The 15,997-nt window shown below is 67.3% G+C and carries 17 protein-coding genes; 7 read left to right on the top strand and 10 right to left on the bottom strand.

Annotated elements, in window-relative coordinates; all coding sequences use genetic code 11:
• Positions 1–55 precede the first annotated feature (55 nt).
• The 3 genes from BR47_RS0128540 to BR47_RS0128530 form a co-directional block, all read right to left on the bottom strand.
• A complete protein-coding gene (locus BR47_RS0128540) occupies positions 56–295 on the bottom strand; it encodes an anti-sigma factor family protein (RefSeq protein ID WP_029121569.1) in 240 nt (79 codons plus the stop codon).
• Positions 292–927: an RNA polymerase sigma factor gene (locus BR47_RS0128535; protein WP_036428055.1), complete on the bottom strand. Its 636-nt coding sequence runs from the start codon at positions 925–927 to the stop codon at positions 292–294. Before BR47_RS0128535 ends, BR47_RS0128540 begins: the two co-directional genes overlap by 4 nt.
• A gap of 88 nt (positions 928–1,015) precedes the next feature.
• Positions 1,016–1,519 carry a YkgB family protein gene (locus tag BR47_RS0128530; RefSeq protein ID WP_036427976.1) on the bottom strand — a complete coding sequence of 168 codons (504 nt, stop codon included), beginning with the start codon at positions 1,517–1,519 and terminating at the stop codon, positions 1,016–1,018.
• Positions 1,520–1,786: 267 nt separating this feature from the next.
• Here BR47_RS0128530 and BR47_RS0128525 point away from each other — a divergent pair, with 267 nt between their 5' ends.
• Positions 1,787–2,551, top strand: coding sequence for an SDR family NAD(P)-dependent oxidoreductase (locus BR47_RS0128525; protein ID WP_029121566.1), 765 nt, complete (start codon positions 1,787–1,789; stop codon positions 2,549–2,551).
• Between the two features lie 32 nt (positions 2,552–2,583).
• Positions 2,584–3,807 (top strand): AI-2E family transporter, encoded by a 1,224-nt coding sequence (locus BR47_RS0128520; RefSeq protein ID WP_029121565.1) that lies wholly within the window; start codon positions 2,584–2,586, stop codon positions 3,805–3,807.
• Here the strand turns inward: BR47_RS0128520 and BR47_RS0128515 are convergent.
• A complete protein-coding gene (locus BR47_RS0128515; protein ID WP_020099222.1) occupies positions 3,734–4,396 on the bottom strand; it encodes a DUF4245 domain-containing protein in 663 nt (220 codons plus the stop codon). The genes BR47_RS0128520 and BR47_RS0128515 overlap by 74 nt on opposite strands.
• A gap of 90 nt (positions 4,397–4,486) precedes the next feature.
• Between BR47_RS0128515 and glpX the strand changes: the two genes are divergently transcribed.
• The 3 genes from glpX (at position 4,487) to BR47_RS0128500 (ending at position 7,511) form a co-directional block, all read left to right on the top strand.
• Positions 4,487–5,515 (top strand): class II fructose-bisphosphatase, encoded by a 1,029-nt coding sequence (gene glpX / locus BR47_RS0128510; RefSeq protein WP_020099221.1) that lies wholly within the window; start codon positions 4,487–4,489, stop codon positions 5,513–5,515.
• A gap of 29 nt (positions 5,516–5,544) precedes the next feature.
• Entirely contained in the window at positions 5,545–6,957 is a 1,413-nt protein-coding gene (locus tag BR47_RS0128505) for a class II fumarate hydratase (RefSeq protein WP_020099220.1), read from the top strand.
• Between the two features lie 194 nt (positions 6,958–7,151).
• Positions 7,152–7,511, top strand: a complete 360-nt coding sequence (locus BR47_RS0128500; protein ID WP_020099219.1) for a hypothetical protein — start codon at positions 7,152–7,154, stop codon at positions 7,509–7,511.
• Positions 7,512–7,740: 229 nt separating this feature from the next.
• On the opposite strand, the gene BR47_RS0128495 is transcribed toward BR47_RS0128500, so the two are convergent.
• Positions 7,741–8,616, bottom strand: a complete 876-nt coding sequence (locus BR47_RS0128495; protein WP_036427974.1) for a polysaccharide deacetylase family protein — start codon at positions 8,614–8,616, stop codon at positions 7,741–7,743.
• Positions 8,617–8,770: 154 nt separating this feature from the next.
• Here BR47_RS0128495 and BR47_RS0128490 point away from each other — a divergent pair, with 154 nt between their 5' ends.
• Together BR47_RS0128490 and BR47_RS0128485 are read left to right on the top strand one after the other, a co-directional pair.
• Entirely contained in the window at positions 8,771–9,328 is a 558-nt protein-coding gene (locus tag BR47_RS0128490) for a hypothetical protein (protein WP_020099217.1), read from the top strand.
• 28 nt (positions 9,329–9,356) lie between these two features.
• Positions 9,357–10,358, top strand: coding sequence for an NAD(P)H-quinone oxidoreductase (locus tag BR47_RS0128485; protein ID WP_036427972.1), 1,002 nt, complete (start codon positions 9,357–9,359; stop codon positions 10,356–10,358).
• On the opposite strand, the gene phoH2 is transcribed toward BR47_RS0128485, so the two are convergent.
• The 5 genes from phoH2 to BR47_RS0128460 form a co-directional block, all read right to left on the bottom strand.
• The gene (gene phoH2, locus BR47_RS0128480; protein ID WP_029104718.1) at positions 10,336–11,649 is read right to left on the bottom strand and encodes an RNA 5'-3' helicase PhoH2; all 1,314 of its coding nucleotides are present in this window, start codon (positions 11,647–11,649) and stop codon (positions 10,336–10,338) included. The genes BR47_RS0128485 and phoH2 overlap by 23 nt on opposite strands.
• A 190-nt stretch (positions 11,650–11,839) precedes the next feature.
• Entirely contained in the window at positions 11,840–12,661 is an 822-nt protein-coding gene (locus BR47_RS0128475) for an acyl-ACP desaturase (RefSeq protein WP_029121562.1), read from the bottom strand.
• Between the two features lie 116 nt (positions 12,662–12,777).
• On the bottom strand, positions 12,778–14,250 hold the full coding sequence (locus BR47_RS0128470) for a glycine hydroxymethyltransferase (protein WP_029121561.1): 1,473 nt from the start codon (positions 14,248–14,250) through the stop codon (positions 12,778–12,780).
• 49 nt (positions 14,251–14,299) lie between these two features.
• Positions 14,300–14,722 carry a hypothetical protein gene (locus tag BR47_RS0128465; RefSeq protein ID WP_231506799.1) on the bottom strand — a complete coding sequence of 141 codons (423 nt, stop codon included), beginning with the start codon at positions 14,720–14,722 and terminating at the stop codon, positions 14,300–14,302.
• Positions 14,723–14,764: 42 nt separating this feature from the next.
• Positions 14,765–15,997, bottom strand: a complete 1,233-nt coding sequence (locus BR47_RS0128460) for a DUF885 domain-containing protein (RefSeq protein WP_081831425.1) — start codon at positions 15,995–15,997, stop codon at positions 14,765–14,767.

Below are 15,997 nucleotides of genomic sequence, written 5' to 3'. Positions count from 1 at the left end.
GGTCTCACGTTCGCAGGCAACGCCGACACACGGCTCAGCCGTATGCCCTGATCCCTCAGCGCCAGTTGCGAAATGCGTCGATCAGGCGGTTCCGGAAGCCGGGGTCGAGTTCATCTGCCCCGATCTTGCCGACGGTCGCGATGGTGCTGCGAAACTGTTGAAGGTAGTTCTCGCAGCCGTCGCATTCGAGCAGGTGCATGTCGAATCGCGCCCGGTCCTCCAGATCGAGCGTTCCGTCGAGGTAGGACGTCACCAACTCGACGAGTTCATTGCAGTCAATCGGATTGGTCGTCATGCCGTATCCCTCAGATAGTCCTCGAGCACCTGCCGGACGGCGGCGCGGCCTCGATGGAGCAGAACGCGCTGGTTGGCTGCACTGATCTCGAGCAGCTCGCAGACCTCGTCGGAGTCCAGTCCCAGCATGTCACGCATTGTCACCACGACGCGTTGGCGTTCCGGCAACGTGTCGAGTCCCCGTCGCGCCACCGTGATCAGTTCCTGCCCCAAGGCGGAGCCCTCCGGGGTGTCCGGAAAAGGTGACGGCGCAGCGGCCGACAGCCAGTGCCCCGGGTACGGGTCGTCAGCGCCGCGAAACCGCGCGGGGTCGACGGTTCCACCGGTGAATGCCGCGACCGCCAGATCGGCGTTCCGCCGTTCACGGACACCCCGATTCTTGGCGATATTGATCAGGATCGCGAAAAGCCATGTGCGCAAGGAGGATCTGCCTTCGAATGAGCCGATCCCTTTGAGCAATGCGATCCAGGTGTCCTGTACGACATCTTCGGCAATCTCACGGCTGGGTACATAACCTTGCGCGACCCGCAGCAGAGCCGGAGTGTGACGGTCCACCAGCTCGGCGAACGCGCTCTCGTCGCCGCGCTTCAACGCGGCGACAAGGGCGTCTTCGTCACCTACGACCCTGGTCATGATGACCGGGAGCATAATCGCTCAGCTATGAGTCGGGCCGGTGAAGTCGTACCGACAACCGCCATCGCACCCGAAGTCGAAGGACTGCTCAGGCACGATCAGCCGTCCGCGCGGCCTGCAGCGCATCGGCGAGCGTCCACGCCGCAATCCCAAGCAGTGCAACGTCTTTGATCAGGAACTGGCCCGTCATCGACAGCGCCGGAAACCCACCCGCAGCCGCCTCGCCGACCCCCGGTGTCGTGAACAGGAAGCTGATTGTCGCGACGAACAGCCCGACCGCGATCAGACTGCCGACCGCCGAGACCCTCGGCCACCAGGGCTTGACGGCAAGCAACACCGCGGTGCCGACTTCGAGCACACCGAGCAGGGACGAGAACGTCGTCACGGAGAAGACGTCGTACATCCAACTCATGAACGGACTGTGCGCGACGAGCGGCTGAATACCTTGTGCTTCATACGAAGTGAACTTCAGCAGGCCGATCCAGCCGATCACGATGACAAGTCCGTAGCGGGCGAGATCGCCGGCGATTCGGTTCACGATGGCCTCTGATGTCGCCGACTGTGCGTAGTCCCGAATCTTGGTCGCGGTCATTGGTTTGCCCTTCAGCTCCGTCGCGGCGGGCTGTCCGCCGACGATTACGAAACTGAGTGTGTTGTCGCGGCGTGAGCGTTACGCGACGACAGGAATCGGCCGTAACAAGGGACGGGGCTGCCTCGACATCGCATACCCGAACGCCAAGTAAGCAGCCGGCCGGCAGCCATATTCGCGACTCAAACCGCAGTGTGAACAGATTTGTTAATCTGTTCACACTGCGGCGCCCCGGTCTGGTTGGTCGTCGATCACGGCAGGGAGAAATCAGTGAGCACACAGCGCAACGCCCTCATCGTCGGTGGGGCATCCGGTATCGGCTGGGCCACTGCCCAAGGCCTGGCCGCGCAGGGCTACCGCGTCACCATTGCCGACCGGAACGCCGAACTCGCCGAGGCCCGCGCCGCCGCACTCGGTGAACCACACACCGCAGTCACGGTCGAGGTGACCGACGAGGCATCCGTCGCCGCCGCCTTCGAGCAGGCCGGCGAGCTCGACGCCGTCGTCAGCTGCGCCGGATTCTCGACCTTCGGGCTCATCGTGGACACGCCGGTCGAAGATTTCCGTGCCGTCGTCGACTGCTGCCTGACCGGTTCCTTCATCGTGACCAAGTACGCCGGACGGCAGCTCCGCGAAGGCGGGTCCCTGGTGTGCATCTCGTCGCTCAACGGGCGCCAGCCGGCCATCGGGATGAGCGCCTACAGCGCCGCCAAGGCGGGCCTGTCGATGCTGACCGAGGTGGCCGCACTGGAGCTGGGCCCCAAGGGAATTCGCGTCAACGCCGTCGCACCGGGCTTCGTGCATACGCCGCTGACCGAAGGTGCGGCGATGGTCCCCGGCGTCGTCGACGAGTACGTGGAGAACACCGCGCTGGGCCGCGCCGGTACGCCCGAGGACATCGCGAACGCCGTGCTGTTCCTGTGCTCGGAGCAGTCGTCATGGATGACGGGCGAGGTGCTCGACCTCAACGGCGGCGCCCACCTGAAGCGCTACCCCGACATCATGAGCCACATCCTCAAGCTCGCGTCGGGATAACAACCGGCGGCAGATCCGTCAGAATCACCGTCATGGACACCGATTTCACGGTCACCCAGAAGCGGGCGCTCGCCGTCGCGACGATCCTGGCGGTCGGATTCGGCGCGTACTTCCTGCGCGGGCAGTTCATGCTGGTCGTGGTGGCCGGAGTGGTGGCCTATCTGTTCACCCCGTTGTTCCGCCGGCTGTCGGCACGGCTGAGCACCGGCCTGTCGGCCACACTGACCCTGCTGGCGGCGCTGCTCGTGGTGGTCGTGCCGATCAGCGGGGCCGTCGCCATCGGCGTCGTCCAGATCACCACCATGATCCGCAACGTGTCGGACTGGGTCAGCCGCAACGACATGGGCGCGCTGGGCACCCGGGCGCTGCAGGCCGCCAATGACCTGCTGGCACAAATCCCGTACCTGCACCACGTGACGCTGACGCCCGAGTCGGTGCAGAAATGGATCGTCAGCTTTGCGCAGCGCGCCGGCGAGTGGGGCCTGAACGTGCTGCAGACCGCGGCGGGCGGGCTGTTCGGCGCGCTGGCCGGTGCCGTGATCTTCATCTACGTGTTCATCTCGATGCTGGTCAACGGCGATGAACTGATCCTGTTGATCCGTCGGCTCAACCCCCTCGGCGAGGACGTCACCGACCTGTACCTGGCCAAGATGGGCGCGATGGTGCGCGGCACGGTCCTCGGCCAGTTCGTCATCGCACTGGCCCAAGGTGTTTCGGGCGCGATCTCGATCTACATCGCAGGCTTCCACGACGGATTCTTCATCTTCGCGATCCTGCTGAGCGCGCTGTCGGTGATCCCGCTGGGCGGCGGCATCGTCAGCATCCCGTTCGCCATCGGCCTGGCGCTGTTCGGCAACGTCGGCGGCGGCCTGTTCGTGATCCTGTTCCACGTCCTCGTGGTCACAAACATCGACAACGTGCTCCGGCCCATCCTGGTGCCCAAGGCGGCCCGGCTGGATTCGGCGCTGATGCTGCTGTCGGTGTTCTCCGGGATCGCGATGTTCGGTTTCCTGGGCCTGGTGATCGGCCCCGTGCTGATGATCGTCGTGGTCACCACGATCAGCGTGTATCTCGCTGTCTACAAAGGTGTTCCGTTGAGCGAGCCGGAACCCGACGCACCCCACGCCCCGGGCCGTCTCGGACGGCTCATCGCCGCGATCCGGGCCCGTCGCACGCCGCCGGTTAAGGCAGCGGCTGCGCCTTCTGCGTCGCCTCAGCCAGAGTCCGATAGTCCGCCGGACTCGCCGAACCACTGACCGCGACCTGCGACGGGCCCGTCGGCCCGTCGAGCTTCGCGGTCCAGATCGGTTCGGTGCCCTGCTGGTCTTCGCCGGCACCCTCGTACACCACCCAGTGCACGCCGCCGATGTCCTGCGCACCGGTCGGGTACATGCCGGTGTGGATCGAGGACACCAGCTTCTCCTCGTCGGCGTTGCTCTGGACGAGCGCGACGAACATGCCCACGGCGGTCAGATAGCCGACCTTCGACGTCAGCGCGCGCGTCGGCTGCTTGGTGACGGGGTCGGTGCGACCGGCTTCGATGGCACCGCGCGACCCGGAATTGGCGTGCCAACCGGACGGCAGCTCCGGCACCCGGATCGGGATGCGCAGCGCGGCGGCGTCGGCTTTGAGCGCGGCCGGGGCGTCGTACTGGGGTGCCGGCCCCTTGCCCGGACCCTGCGGCGCGAACGAGCACATCCCGAGCATCCCGGCCAGCGCGATACACGCCACCACCAGCGGGGCGATGGACCAGAACATGTCGCGGCCGTCCTGCAGCAGCCGGTCCTTCGCCGGGCGCGGCACCGGCACCGACTGGCCCTCGGTGACCACGTCGGGCGCGGGCACAGGCTGGCCCTCAGGTTCCGGGGATGATGACGTCACGGTGCTCAGTATCCCAGCTCCCCCGGGCACACCGGCTAATGGGACAATTTGCGCATGACGCCTTCGCGCCGGGAAGCCCCAGACCGCAACCTCGCCCTCGAACTGGTCCGCGTGACCGAAGCCGGCGCCATGGCAGCCGGCCGCTGGGTCGGCCGTGGCGACAAGGAAGGCGGCGACGGCGCGGCCGTCGATGCCATGCGTGAGCTGGTCAATTCGGTCTCGATGCGCGGTGTCGTGGTCATCGGCGAGGGCGAGAAGGACCACGCCCCGATGCTCTACAACGGCGAAGAGGTCGGCAATGGCGACGGCCCCGACTGCGACTTCGCCGTCGACCCGGTCGACGGCACCACCCTGATGAGCAAGGGCATGCCCAACGCCATCTCGGTGCTGGCGGTCTCCGAGCGCGGCACCATGTTCGACCCGTCGGCCGTCTTCTACATGAACAAGATCGCCGTCGGCCCCGACGCTGCCGACGTCATCGACATCACCGTGCCCATCGGCGAGAACATCCGCCGCGTCGCCAAGCGCCTCAACGAGTCGGTCGCCGACGTCACGGTGTGCATCCTGGACCGGCCCCGCCACGCCCAGCTGATCAGCGAGGTCCGCGAGGCCGGCGCCCGCATCCGGCTGATCTCCGACGGCGACGTCGCCGGCGCCATCTCGGCCTGCCGCCCCGAATCCGGCACCGACATCCTGGCCGGTATCGGAGGCACCCCGGAGGGCATCATCGCCGCGGCCGCCATCCGCTGCATGGGCGGCGCGATCCAGGCCGTCCTCGCCCCCACCGACGATGACGAGCGCCAGCGGGCCCTCGACCGCGGCTACGACCTCGAGCGCGTGCTCACCACCGAAGACCTGGTCGCCGGCGACAACGTCTTCTTCTGCGCCACCGGCGTCACCGACGGCGACCTGCTCAACGGAGTGCGTTACTTCGCCGGCGGTTGCACCACCCAGTCGATCGTGATGCGCTCGAAGTCCGGCACCGTCCGGATGATCGAGGCCTACCACCGGCTGTCCAAGCTCAACGAGTACTCCGCGGTGGACTTCACCGGGGACCTCTCCGCCGCACACCCCCTGCCGTAGTTTCCGTTCACCTCAACAAAAGGGAGCACATGTCCGACAACGTTGTCGAAGCCGAGTACCGGATCGAGCACGACACCATGGGCGAAGTCCGGGTGCCGATCAACGCCCTGTGGCGCGCGCAGACGCAGCGGGCCGTGGAGAACTTCCCGATCTCGTTCCGCGGCCTGGAGCGCACCCAGATCCGCGCGCTGGGTCTGCTGAAGGGCGCCTGCGCACAGGTCAACAAGGACCTGGGTCTGCTGGACCCCGAGAAGGCCGACGCGATCATCGCCGCCGCAGGTGAGATCGCCGACGGTCTGCACGACGACCAGTTCCCCATCGACGTGTTCCAGACCGGCTCGGGCACCAGCTCGAACATGAACGCCAACGAGGTCATCGCCTCGATCGCGGCGCGCAACGGTGTCGAGGTCCACCCCAACGACCACGTCAACATGTCGCAGAGCTCCAACGACACCTTCCCCACCGCCACGCACATCGCGGCGACGGAAGCAGCTGTGCGCCACCTGATTCCGGCCCTCGAGGTGCTGCACGAGTCGCTGGCCAACAAGGCCCGTGCGTGGCGCACCGTCGTCAAGTCCGGCCGCACCCACCTCATGGACGCGGTGCCCGTCACCCTGGGCCAGGAGTTCGGTGGCTACGCCCGCCAGATCGAGGCCGGCATCGAGCGCGTCAAGGCGACGCTGCCCCGGCTGGGTGAGCTGGCCATCGGCGGCACCGCCGTCGGCACCGGCCTGAACGCCCCCGACGGCTTCGGCGCCAAGGTCGTCGAGGTGCTGGTGAACCAGACCGGCATCGCCGAACTGCGCACCGCCGCAGACTCTTTCGAGGCCCAGGCCGCTCGCGACGGACTCGTCGAGGCGTCCGGCGCGCTGAAGACCATCGCGGTGTCGCTGACCAAGATCGCCAACGACGTGCGCTGGATGGGCTCCGGCCCGCTGACCGGCCTCGGCGAAATCCAGCTGCCGGACCTCCAGCCGGGCAGCTCGATCATGCCGGGCAAGGTCAATCCTGTTCTGCCCGAAGCGGTTACCCAGGTCGCCGCGCAGGTCATCGGCAACGACGCGGCCGTCACCGTCGGCGGCCTGTCGGGCGCCTTCGAGCTGAACGTCTACATCCCGATGATGGCCCGCAACGTGCTGGAGTCCTTCACGCTGCTGTCCAACGTCTCGCGGCTGTTCGCCTCCAAGTGCATCGACGGCCTCGTCGCCAACGAGGACCACCTGCGGACGCTGGCGGAGTCGTCGCCGTCGATCGTGACGCCGCTGAACTCGGCCATCGGCTACGAGGAAGCCGCCAAGGTGGCCAAGGAAGCCCTCAAGGAGAAGAAGACCATCCGGCAGACGGTCATCGACCGCGGCCTGATCGGCGAGAACCTCTCCCTGGCCGAGCTGGACAAGCGCCTCGACGTGCTGGCCATGGCGAAGGTCCGCGACGAGCGCTAGCGCGAGGAGCCTCCAGAGCAGTCGGCGATCAGTTTCGCTTCGAAAGTGCCCTCTTCTTCGGAAGGGGGCACTTTTTTTGTTGCCCTCCCGCAGGCTCTTCTCACACCGCAGGTGAAGCCAATGTGAACAGCTCCTTACTGGACAGATACTGCCGGGAAACGGGATTCGACCCGAGCGTTTGCGATGGTGTTGCAATGACGGCCGACCTCACCGATTCGCACCGAGGTGCCCGGCTGGATGCCGTCCCGTGCATGACGCACGGCCGCTTCCACATGCCGCACACGCACACCGGCGAGCGGCTGTCCAAACCCCAGGCCGAGGTCCTCAAACTCGTGACGACATCACCGGGTCAGCGCAATGCGGATGTCCTGCAGGCCAGGTTGTTCATCGAACTGCTCGAGGACGAACTGGCCGAATTGCACCTGCAACTGGCGGTGACGGAGCGCCGGGCGGCCAAGCAGGGTGCCGACAAGCATCTCGACGTACTGCACGGGCGCATCGCCGAACTCCTGGCCATGGTCGACGCGATCGTCGACCGCTTCCCCACTGCGTAGCGCGCCCTGCACGCCGTGGATTGAGGATGCGTTGGCGGGCGGCGCGGGACCCGGCGGGAAAGTCCCTGAGTTCAATCGCAATGGCAACGTGCCGGTGGTTTTTGCACTCAGGGACCGTTGGTGGCCGGAAAAAGTACCTGGGTTCAGTCACCGCAGCCGCGGCCCGTCGTGATTGAAGCCACGTACTTCCGGTGGCGGCACCTACCTCTGCGGCAGCCGCTCGGCGTACCTACTGACCGTTGTTGGAGCCGCCGGAATTGGCGCCCGGGATGTCGGTGATCGGGATGTTCGGCATCGGCGGCGGCGACGGGGTGTTGGGCAGCGTCGGAATCTCCGCCGGCGGGATGTCGGTCAGGTCGTTGACCGGCGGGCCGTTCTCCCGGCTGCCATAGCTGGTGCCCGGCTCACGGTGGCCGACCATGTGGCTGACGGTCACCATGTGGTAGCCGTTGGCCTTGAGGACCGGGATGAACTGCTGCACCAGATCGACCGTCGACGAGTAGGTGTCGTGGAACAGCACCACCGAATTCGGCTTGATCTGCGTCATCAGCATGTAGCGGGTGGCCGCGGTGTTGGAGTCGTTGGCCCAGTCGAACGGGATGACGTCCCAGTTGATGTCGGCCAGGCCCTGCTTCTTCGCCTCGGCGAGCACCTGGTCGTTGATCAGGCCACCTGCGGTGCGCACGAGTTTCGGCCGCTGCCCGGTGGCCTTCTCGATGGCGTCGCTGGCCTTGCTGAACTGGCCCGCGATGAACTCCGGCGGGATCGTCGTCATGTTGGGGTGTTCCCAGGTGTGGCTGCCCAGCTCCATCCCGGCGTCGACGACGCGCTTGGCGCCGGCGGGGTTGGCGGCGACCTTGTTGCCGATCTCGAAGAACGTCGCCTTGGCGTCGTTGTCCTGCAGGATTTTCAGCAGCCGGTCGGTGTACGGGCTGGGACCGTCATCGAAGGTCAGCGCAATGCACTTGTACTTGCTGCAGTCGACCTCGTCTGCCTTGGCGACATTGCCGGTCTGGCACCCGACCACGACGATCGTCACACCGGCGCACACGCCGAGGACGGTTCGCCAATAGGACCAGAACGGGCTATCGGGTCGGCGTGGCACGGGAGAAATGCTACCGGCCGCGGCTGGCTGGTCCCTGACACCGGCACGTGTGGGGGCTAGCACTACCGCCGAATGTGCGGCTAGCGGCGTGGTGCCCGAGTTTCCCTTCGAGCAGGGTTGATCACACACAACATCGGATTGAAGGGAGCATTTCATGAGTTCGGCGGTTCGTGAGGATCTGATCTTGTCGCAGGCGCGGGTGACCGCAGAGGTGCAGGCGCCGTTCGATCACGTCGACATCGCGCGGTGGCTGAAAACCCTGCCCACACACGAATATCAGCGGTGCGCCCCGGGCGACCACAAGGCAGCCGGCTATACCGTCGACGACGACGGCACCCCTATGTCCATCAACGTGGAGATGATCGGCACCGGGTTGGTGGTGCAGCAGTACCGGTTCGAGGTCGCCGAGCCGCACTACTGCCGGATGGTGTCGCTGTCTGATGTGTTGACTCCGCTCGGGTGGACCAGCACACAGGTCATCTGGGAGCTGCGCATGGAGCAGCTCGACGGTGACCGCTGCCGTTACACCAATACGGTCACCTCGCACCCCACCGAACATTTCTTGGAGTTCATCGCCCAGCACGGGCAGACCTTCGCCGAGGCGGCCGCGGCCCGTCAGGACGCCTCCGGGCGCCACTGCCGCGTCGAGACCCCGCGGTACGCCCAGAGCATCGCCCGTTGGGCGGCCGACCGCGCGGCAACCGCGGCATAGTCACTCAACCAGGCAAAGGACGTTTCACATGCCCTCAGCAGTGTTGTTCGATCGCCCCGGCGACCCAGACGTCTTGCAATGGCAAGCCGTGGCCCCCGTGCTTCCCGGCCCGGGCGAGGTGGTGATCGGCGTCGAGGCCGCCGGGATCAACAACGCCGACCTGCTTCAGCGGCGCGGACGGTACCCGGTGCCGCCCGGGGCGCCGCGGCCGCTCGGACTGGAATGTGCGGGAACCATCGTCGCAGTTGACGAAGGCGTCACCGGTTGGTCGCCGGGCGACCAGGTGTGCGCTCTGCTCGACGGCGGCGGCTACGCCGACCAGGTGGCGGTTCGTGCGACCCAGGTGATGCCGATCCCGCGAGGGCTGAGCATGATCGAAGCCGCCGCGGTCCCGGAGGTGGCCTGCACGGTGTACTCCAACCTCGCGATGGTCGCCGGACTCACCGGCGGGCACACCGTGCTCATCCACGGCGCCGGTGGCGGCATCGGCACGTTCGCCATTCAATGGGCCGCCGCGATCGGGGCTGACGTCATCACGACCGCCGGCAGCGACGACAAGGTGCGCGCCGGGCGTGACCTCGGTGCGCGCACAGCGATCAACTACCGCACCGAGGATTTCGTCGCCGCCACGCTGTCGGCCACCGGAGGTCGGGGCGTTGACGCCATCCTCGACGTAGTGGGCTCGAGCTACCTGGCACGCAACCTCGACTGCCTGGCACCCGACGGACATCTGGTCGTCATCGGCGGTTCCACAGAGCCCGCGATGTTGGACCTCGGCCTGCTGATGGCCAAGCGGGCCAGCGTGACCGCCACGATGCTGCGGGCCCGCCCGGCCGATCAGAAAGCCGCGATCGTCGCCGGCGTCATCCGCGAGGTATTGCCCTTGTTCGACACAAGGGCAATCCACCCGGTGGTCGACACCGTCGTACCGCTACGCGATGCCGGGCTGGCTCACCGCTTGCTGGAGTCCGGCGAGACCGTCGGCAAGGTCATCCTCGACAACCGCGTCACGGCAGGGTGCCGGGGCTGATCTCCTCGAGCATCTCGGTGACGAGCGCGGCAATCGGCGAGCGTTCGCTGCGCATCAGGGTGATGTGCGCGAACAGGGGGTGCCCCTTGAGCTTCTCGATCACCGCGGCGACACCGTCATGCCGGCCGACGCGCAGGTTGTCGCGCTGTGCCACGTCGTGCGTGAGCACCACCCGAGAGCCCGAGCCCAGCCGGGACAGCACGGTCAGGAGCACGTTGCGCTCGAGTGACTGGGCCTCGTCGACGATGACGAACGAGTCGTGCAGCGAGCGGCCGCGAATGTGGGTCAGCGGCAACACTTCCAGCATTCCGCGGGACAGCACCTCTTCCAGCACGGCCGGGCTGGCCAGGCCTTCCAAGGTGTCGAAGACGGCCTGCGCCCACGGGCCCATCTTCTCGCTCTCGCTGCCCGGCAGGTAGCCGAGGTCTTGTCCGCCAACGGCATACAGCGGCCGGAACACGACGACCTTGCGCTGGGTGCGGCGCTCGAGCACCGCCTCGAGCCCCGCGCACAGCGCCAGCGCCGACTTACCGGTACCGGCCTTGCCGCCGAGGGAGACGATGCCGACGGACTCGTCGAGCAGCAGATCGAGGGCGACGCGTTGTTCGGCTGACCTTCCCCGGAGGCCGAACACTTCGCGGTCACCGCGGACCAGCTGCACCCGCTTCTCGGCGTTGACCCGGCCGAGCGCATGCGACGTGCCACCGAGCAGGCGGATTCCGGTGTGGCACGGCAGATCCCGCGCCTCCAGCAGGTCCACCTCGCCGTCGGCGAACAGCGTGTCGATGTCTTCCGGCGAGGCGTCCATCTCGGTCATGCCGGTCCAGCCGGACGTCACGACATCCTGCGCGTGGTACTCGTCGGCAGTCAGGCCCACCGCGCCGGCCTTGACGCGCAGCGGAATGTCCTTGCTGACCAACGTGACTCGCTTGCCCTCGGCCGCGAGGTTGGCGGCGCAGGCGAGGATGCGGTGGTCGTTGGTGTCGGTGCGGAAGCCCGAGGGCAGCACCGACTGGTCGACGTGGTTCAGCTCGACCTGGAGCGTTCCCCCTTGCGTCCCAACAGGAATCGGCTGATCCAACCGACCGTGTTCCAATCGCAAGTCATCGAACATGCGCAGGGCCTGCCGGGCGAACCAGCCCAGTTCGTGGTGGTGGCGTTTACCCTCCAGCTCACTGATGACCACCAGGGGGACAACCACTTCGTGCTCAGCGAAACGCGTGCATGCCCAGGGATCGGACAGCAACACGGAGGTATCGAGCACGTAGGTACGGACCTGCGAATCAGACACGTGGCGCTCCTCGGCCCGTGCGGCCCCACACGAGTACTTCGGTGGACGCAGCGGTACCTGGACCGGGGCCGGTCCCAATCTCTAATCGGGTACCGCCCGGATAGCAGAGCAATTCGCTAGCCATCACCGGCGACGCTACCCCCGGCGACGGCCGCGCGCTCACTGGCGCGCCGTGACTCTTTTGTGACGTCTAGATGAACTGAGCGAGCGACGGTTCGTCGCTCAGCCCCCACGCCTTGATGCGGTCGGAGATGACCGTGCGCAGCGCCGCACCGTCGAAGATGCCGGCGTCAGCAACAACCTGGACCTTGTCCTGGTAGGCGTCGATGTCCGCACCGATGACCTCAAGGCCGGCGGCCCGGGCCGCGATGGCGGCGATGGTCTCGTCGCGGTGCGTCTCCAGCAGGTGCGCGACGAGGTTCGCGAAGAACTCCTCGTGCCGCTCTTCGTCGCAGGCGATGCGGCCGGCCATGGCGGCGAGCACCGGCTCGTCGATCTGGGCCTGCAGGTTGCGGGTGAACACGGCGTGCGCCCGCTCGAAGAACGCCATGAAGACCAGCGTCTCGATCTGGCTGAACTTGTCGGCCCGGTAGCCCTTCATGACGTGCTCGACGCGCACGTCCTCGTTGGCGGTGGGGTCGATCTGGCGGGTGACCACCAGGTAGTTACGCAGCGCGATGGCGTGCAGGTGTTCCTCGGCGGTCCAGCGGCCCAGCCAGCGGCCCCACTTGTCCTCGAGGATGAAGTGTTCGACCAGCTCACGGTGGTAGCCGGCGAGGTTGTCCTTGGTGATCAGCAGAATTTCCAGCGCATCGGTGACCGGCTTGGGCAGCGTGACACCGGAGGCGTCCCAGTCGGTGCCGCCGAGGAAGGCGAAGTTTTCACCCTGCTCGAACGGCACGTAGTCGTGGGCGTACCAGGCTTCCTCAGTCGCGAGGTGCCGGGACAGCTCGGTGTCCACCACGGGCTCGAGCTCGAGGGTCAGTGCGTTGGCAACCGGTTTCTCAGCCATGAAAGTAACTGTAACCCGAGTTCACATGTTTTTGAAATCTGCCCCGCCGACCAAAGAAGGGACCCATGACCAAAGTCTTGCGATTGGAGGTCATAGGTCCCATCTCGGGCGTCAAATCAGAGCGTCAGACCCGGGTACAGCGGGTTGGCGTCGAGCATCTCGGCCGACGCCGCGCGGACACGGTCGGCGGTGCCGTCGGTCAGCGTGTACTTGGCCTTCGACGGGCCGTTCGGACCGGCGTCGGCCGATGCGTTGTTCAGCACGTCGACCACCAGTTCGGCGACCTTGTCGAACTCGTCGGCGCCGAAGCCGCGCGTGGTCAGCGCCGGGGTGCCGAAGCGGATGCCGCTGGTGTACCAGGCGCCGTTCGGGTCGTTCGGGATGGCGTTGCGGTTGGTGACGACGCCGGCGTCCAGTAGCGCCGACTCGGCCTGGCGGCCGGTCAGGCCGAACGACTGCACGTCCAGCAGCACCAGGTGGTTGTCGGTGCCGCCGGTGACCAGCGTCGCGCCACGCTTGAGGAAGCCCTCGGCGAGCGACTTGGCGTTGTCGGCGACGTTCTGGGCGTAGCTGCGGAACTCGGGCTGACGGGCCTCGGCCAGCGCGACGGCCTTGGCGGCCATCACGTGCGACAGTGGGCCGCCGAGCACCATCGGGCAGCCCTTATCGACAGCCGGGGCGTATTCCTCGGTCGCCAGCACCAGGCCACCGCGCGGGCCGCGCAGCGACTTGTGCGTCGTCGTGGTCGTGACGTGGGCGTGCGGCACCGGGTCCTCGTCGCCGGTGAACACCTTGCCGGCCACCAGGCCCGCGAAGTGGGCCATGTCGACCAGGAGGGTGGCGCCGACCTCGTCGGCGATCTCGCGCATCTTGGCGAAGTTCACCCGGCGCGGGTAGGCCGAGTAGCCGGCGACCAGCACCAGCGGCTTGAACTCGCGGGCGGCAGCGGCGACGGCGTCGTAGTCGATGAGGCCGGTCTGCGCGTCGGTTCCGTAGCTGCGCTGGTGGAACATCTTGCCCGAGATGTTGGGGCGGAAGCCGTGGGTCAGGTGGCCGCCGGTGTCCAGCGACATACCCAGCAGACGCTGGTTGCCCAGCTTGTTGCGCAGCTTCTCCCAGTCCGCCTCGGACAGGTCGTTGACGTGCTTGGCGCCCAGCTCGGCCAGGCCCGGAGCCTCGATGCGGGTGGCCAGGATGGCCCAGAAGGCGACCAGGTTGGCGTCGATGCCCGAGTGCGGCTGCGCGTAGGCGTACGGCGCGCCGAACAGCTCGCGGGCGTGCTCGGCGGCCAGTGCCTCGACGGTGTCGACGTTCTGGCAGGCGGCGTAGAACCGGTGCCCGACGGTGCCCTCGGCGTACTTGTCCGAGAACCAGGTGCCCATGGTCAGCAGCACGGCCGGCGACGCGTAGTTCTCGCTGGCGATCAGCTTCAGCGAACTGCGTTGATCCTCAAGCTCTTTCCGGGTGGCCGCAGCGACCCGCGGCTCGACCTGCTCGATGACCCGCAGCGCCGCCTGGTAGGCCTCGCTGGCGGTGGCGGCGTACTCGGCACCCAGGCCGGCGTTGGACACGGAAGCGTCAGAGGTCATGCCCCCAGACTAATCCGCTGGTCGCATCGCTCCCGCCCCAGGGTGACGCCTAGCCGGGGTGCGGAAACGGCGGCTGGGCGGGCGCACGGCTACCGCTGAGCTTGGCGAACAGCACACACCACGCGACGGGCCCGGCGATGACGCAGGCCCACCACAGCGCCAGGCTCACGGTTTCCGACCAGGACGGCTCTCCGAGCAGTTTCATCAGGATCGACGACGTGGTGCCGCTGTCGCCGCCGTCTGCGCAGAACACGCCGAAGCCGAACATCGCCGACCACACGGTCACCTGCGCGCGGGTCTGAGCAGGGGTCAGCTCCCGCCCGGGCAGCTGCCGGATCATCCTGGTCGTCATCGTCAGGCAGATCAGCAGCACCGGCGAGACGAGGACGACGAACACCGTCATCCAACCCAGGGGGACAAACAAGCCCCGCCCGATCGCCATCCACCCCACCAACAAGATGTTGAGCGGCATGGCCTTTCCGGCGCTTTCGCGCCGCAGGGTCACCACCGGCGGCTAACTCCGCAGAGACGACGGGATCAGCGGCTCGTCGAGCAGGCGGCCGAACCGCGTCGTGAGGCTGACGCCGTCGGGCCGGGCGTCGAGCCAGCCGCGCAGCAGGCGGTAGCCCTCGACATAGGTCGACGTGTACGCGCGCCACAGCGGCGACGACAGGAACCGCATGGACTGCCGGGCCCGCTCGGGGCTGGTCAGCAGCCAGCGCTGCAGGAACGCGACCACATCGTCGGCGTCGCGGTGTTCGTCGTGCAGCATCAGCGCGGCGTCCTGGCGGACGTCGGCCAGCGCCGCGCTGGCCCGTGAGATCGCTTCTGCGCGTTCACCATCGAAGCGCAGGCCCAGGTCTTTGTAGATCTCGGCGGCCCACGCACCCCAGTTCTCGGGCACCGCCGCGTACAGCGCCAGGTCCGCGAGACCCTCCGCCATCAGGCACTGCGGGGTGTTGACCAGGAAGATCGTCTGCTCGGCCTGGCCGCCCAGCTCGACGAGGCCCGCCTCCTTGCGGCAGTGCTCGGTGTGGTGCCCCGGGTACGACTCGTGCGCCACCAGCCGCGGCAGGTTCGACATCTGCTGCTTGAGGTCCGCGTTGACCGCCACCGTCGACCGGTAGTTGCCCTCGTAGTAGTTGAAGCCCGACCACGGCTTGTCGGTGACGATCTCGTAGTTGATGGTCTCGGTGTCCGGCAGCGGGAAGTCGACCCGGACCCGGTCGCGCAGCGCGGACGAGAACGCGTGGATGCACTCCTCGAGCCGCTCGGGCGGAATCTCCTCGCCCGAGCGGTGGGCCTGCATGCGCTCCACCAGCGGGCCACTGCCGCCCAGCGCCTCGTCGAGCAGGCGATGCGCCTCGCGGTAGCGGTCCTCGTCGCCCTTGGCGATGGACACGTCGAAGTAGTCGCGGACCTCGTCGACGAATCCGACGTCCTCCCCCGCGAACTTGCGCCCCGCGCAGTCCAGGGCCCGCAGATGCGCCTTCAGGTAGTCCGCGCGCTGCGGGTCCAGCCCGGAACCGTCGACCTCGCCGTGCAGCCGGCGGGCCTGGCGGGCCAGTGCCGCGGGGTCCGGCGCGGGTTCATCGGCGACCTGCTTCCGCAACGCCGGGTCGCCGGTGAACGAGTCGACGTAGCCCTCCTCGATGCGGTCGAACCGCAGACCGAGCAGCAAGTATTCGCGGATCAAGCCGTCGGCGACGGTGTCGGGAACCGGCATCGGGATCTGCCCAGCGCTCAT

It is taken from the genome of Mycobacterium sp. UNC410CL29Cvi84 (assembly GCF_000686745.1).
Classification (GTDB): Bacteria; Actinomycetota; Actinomycetes; order Mycobacteriales; family Mycobacteriaceae; genus Mycobacterium; species Mycobacterium mucogenicum_B.
This window is presented reverse-complemented; position numbering and strand designations above follow the sequence as displayed.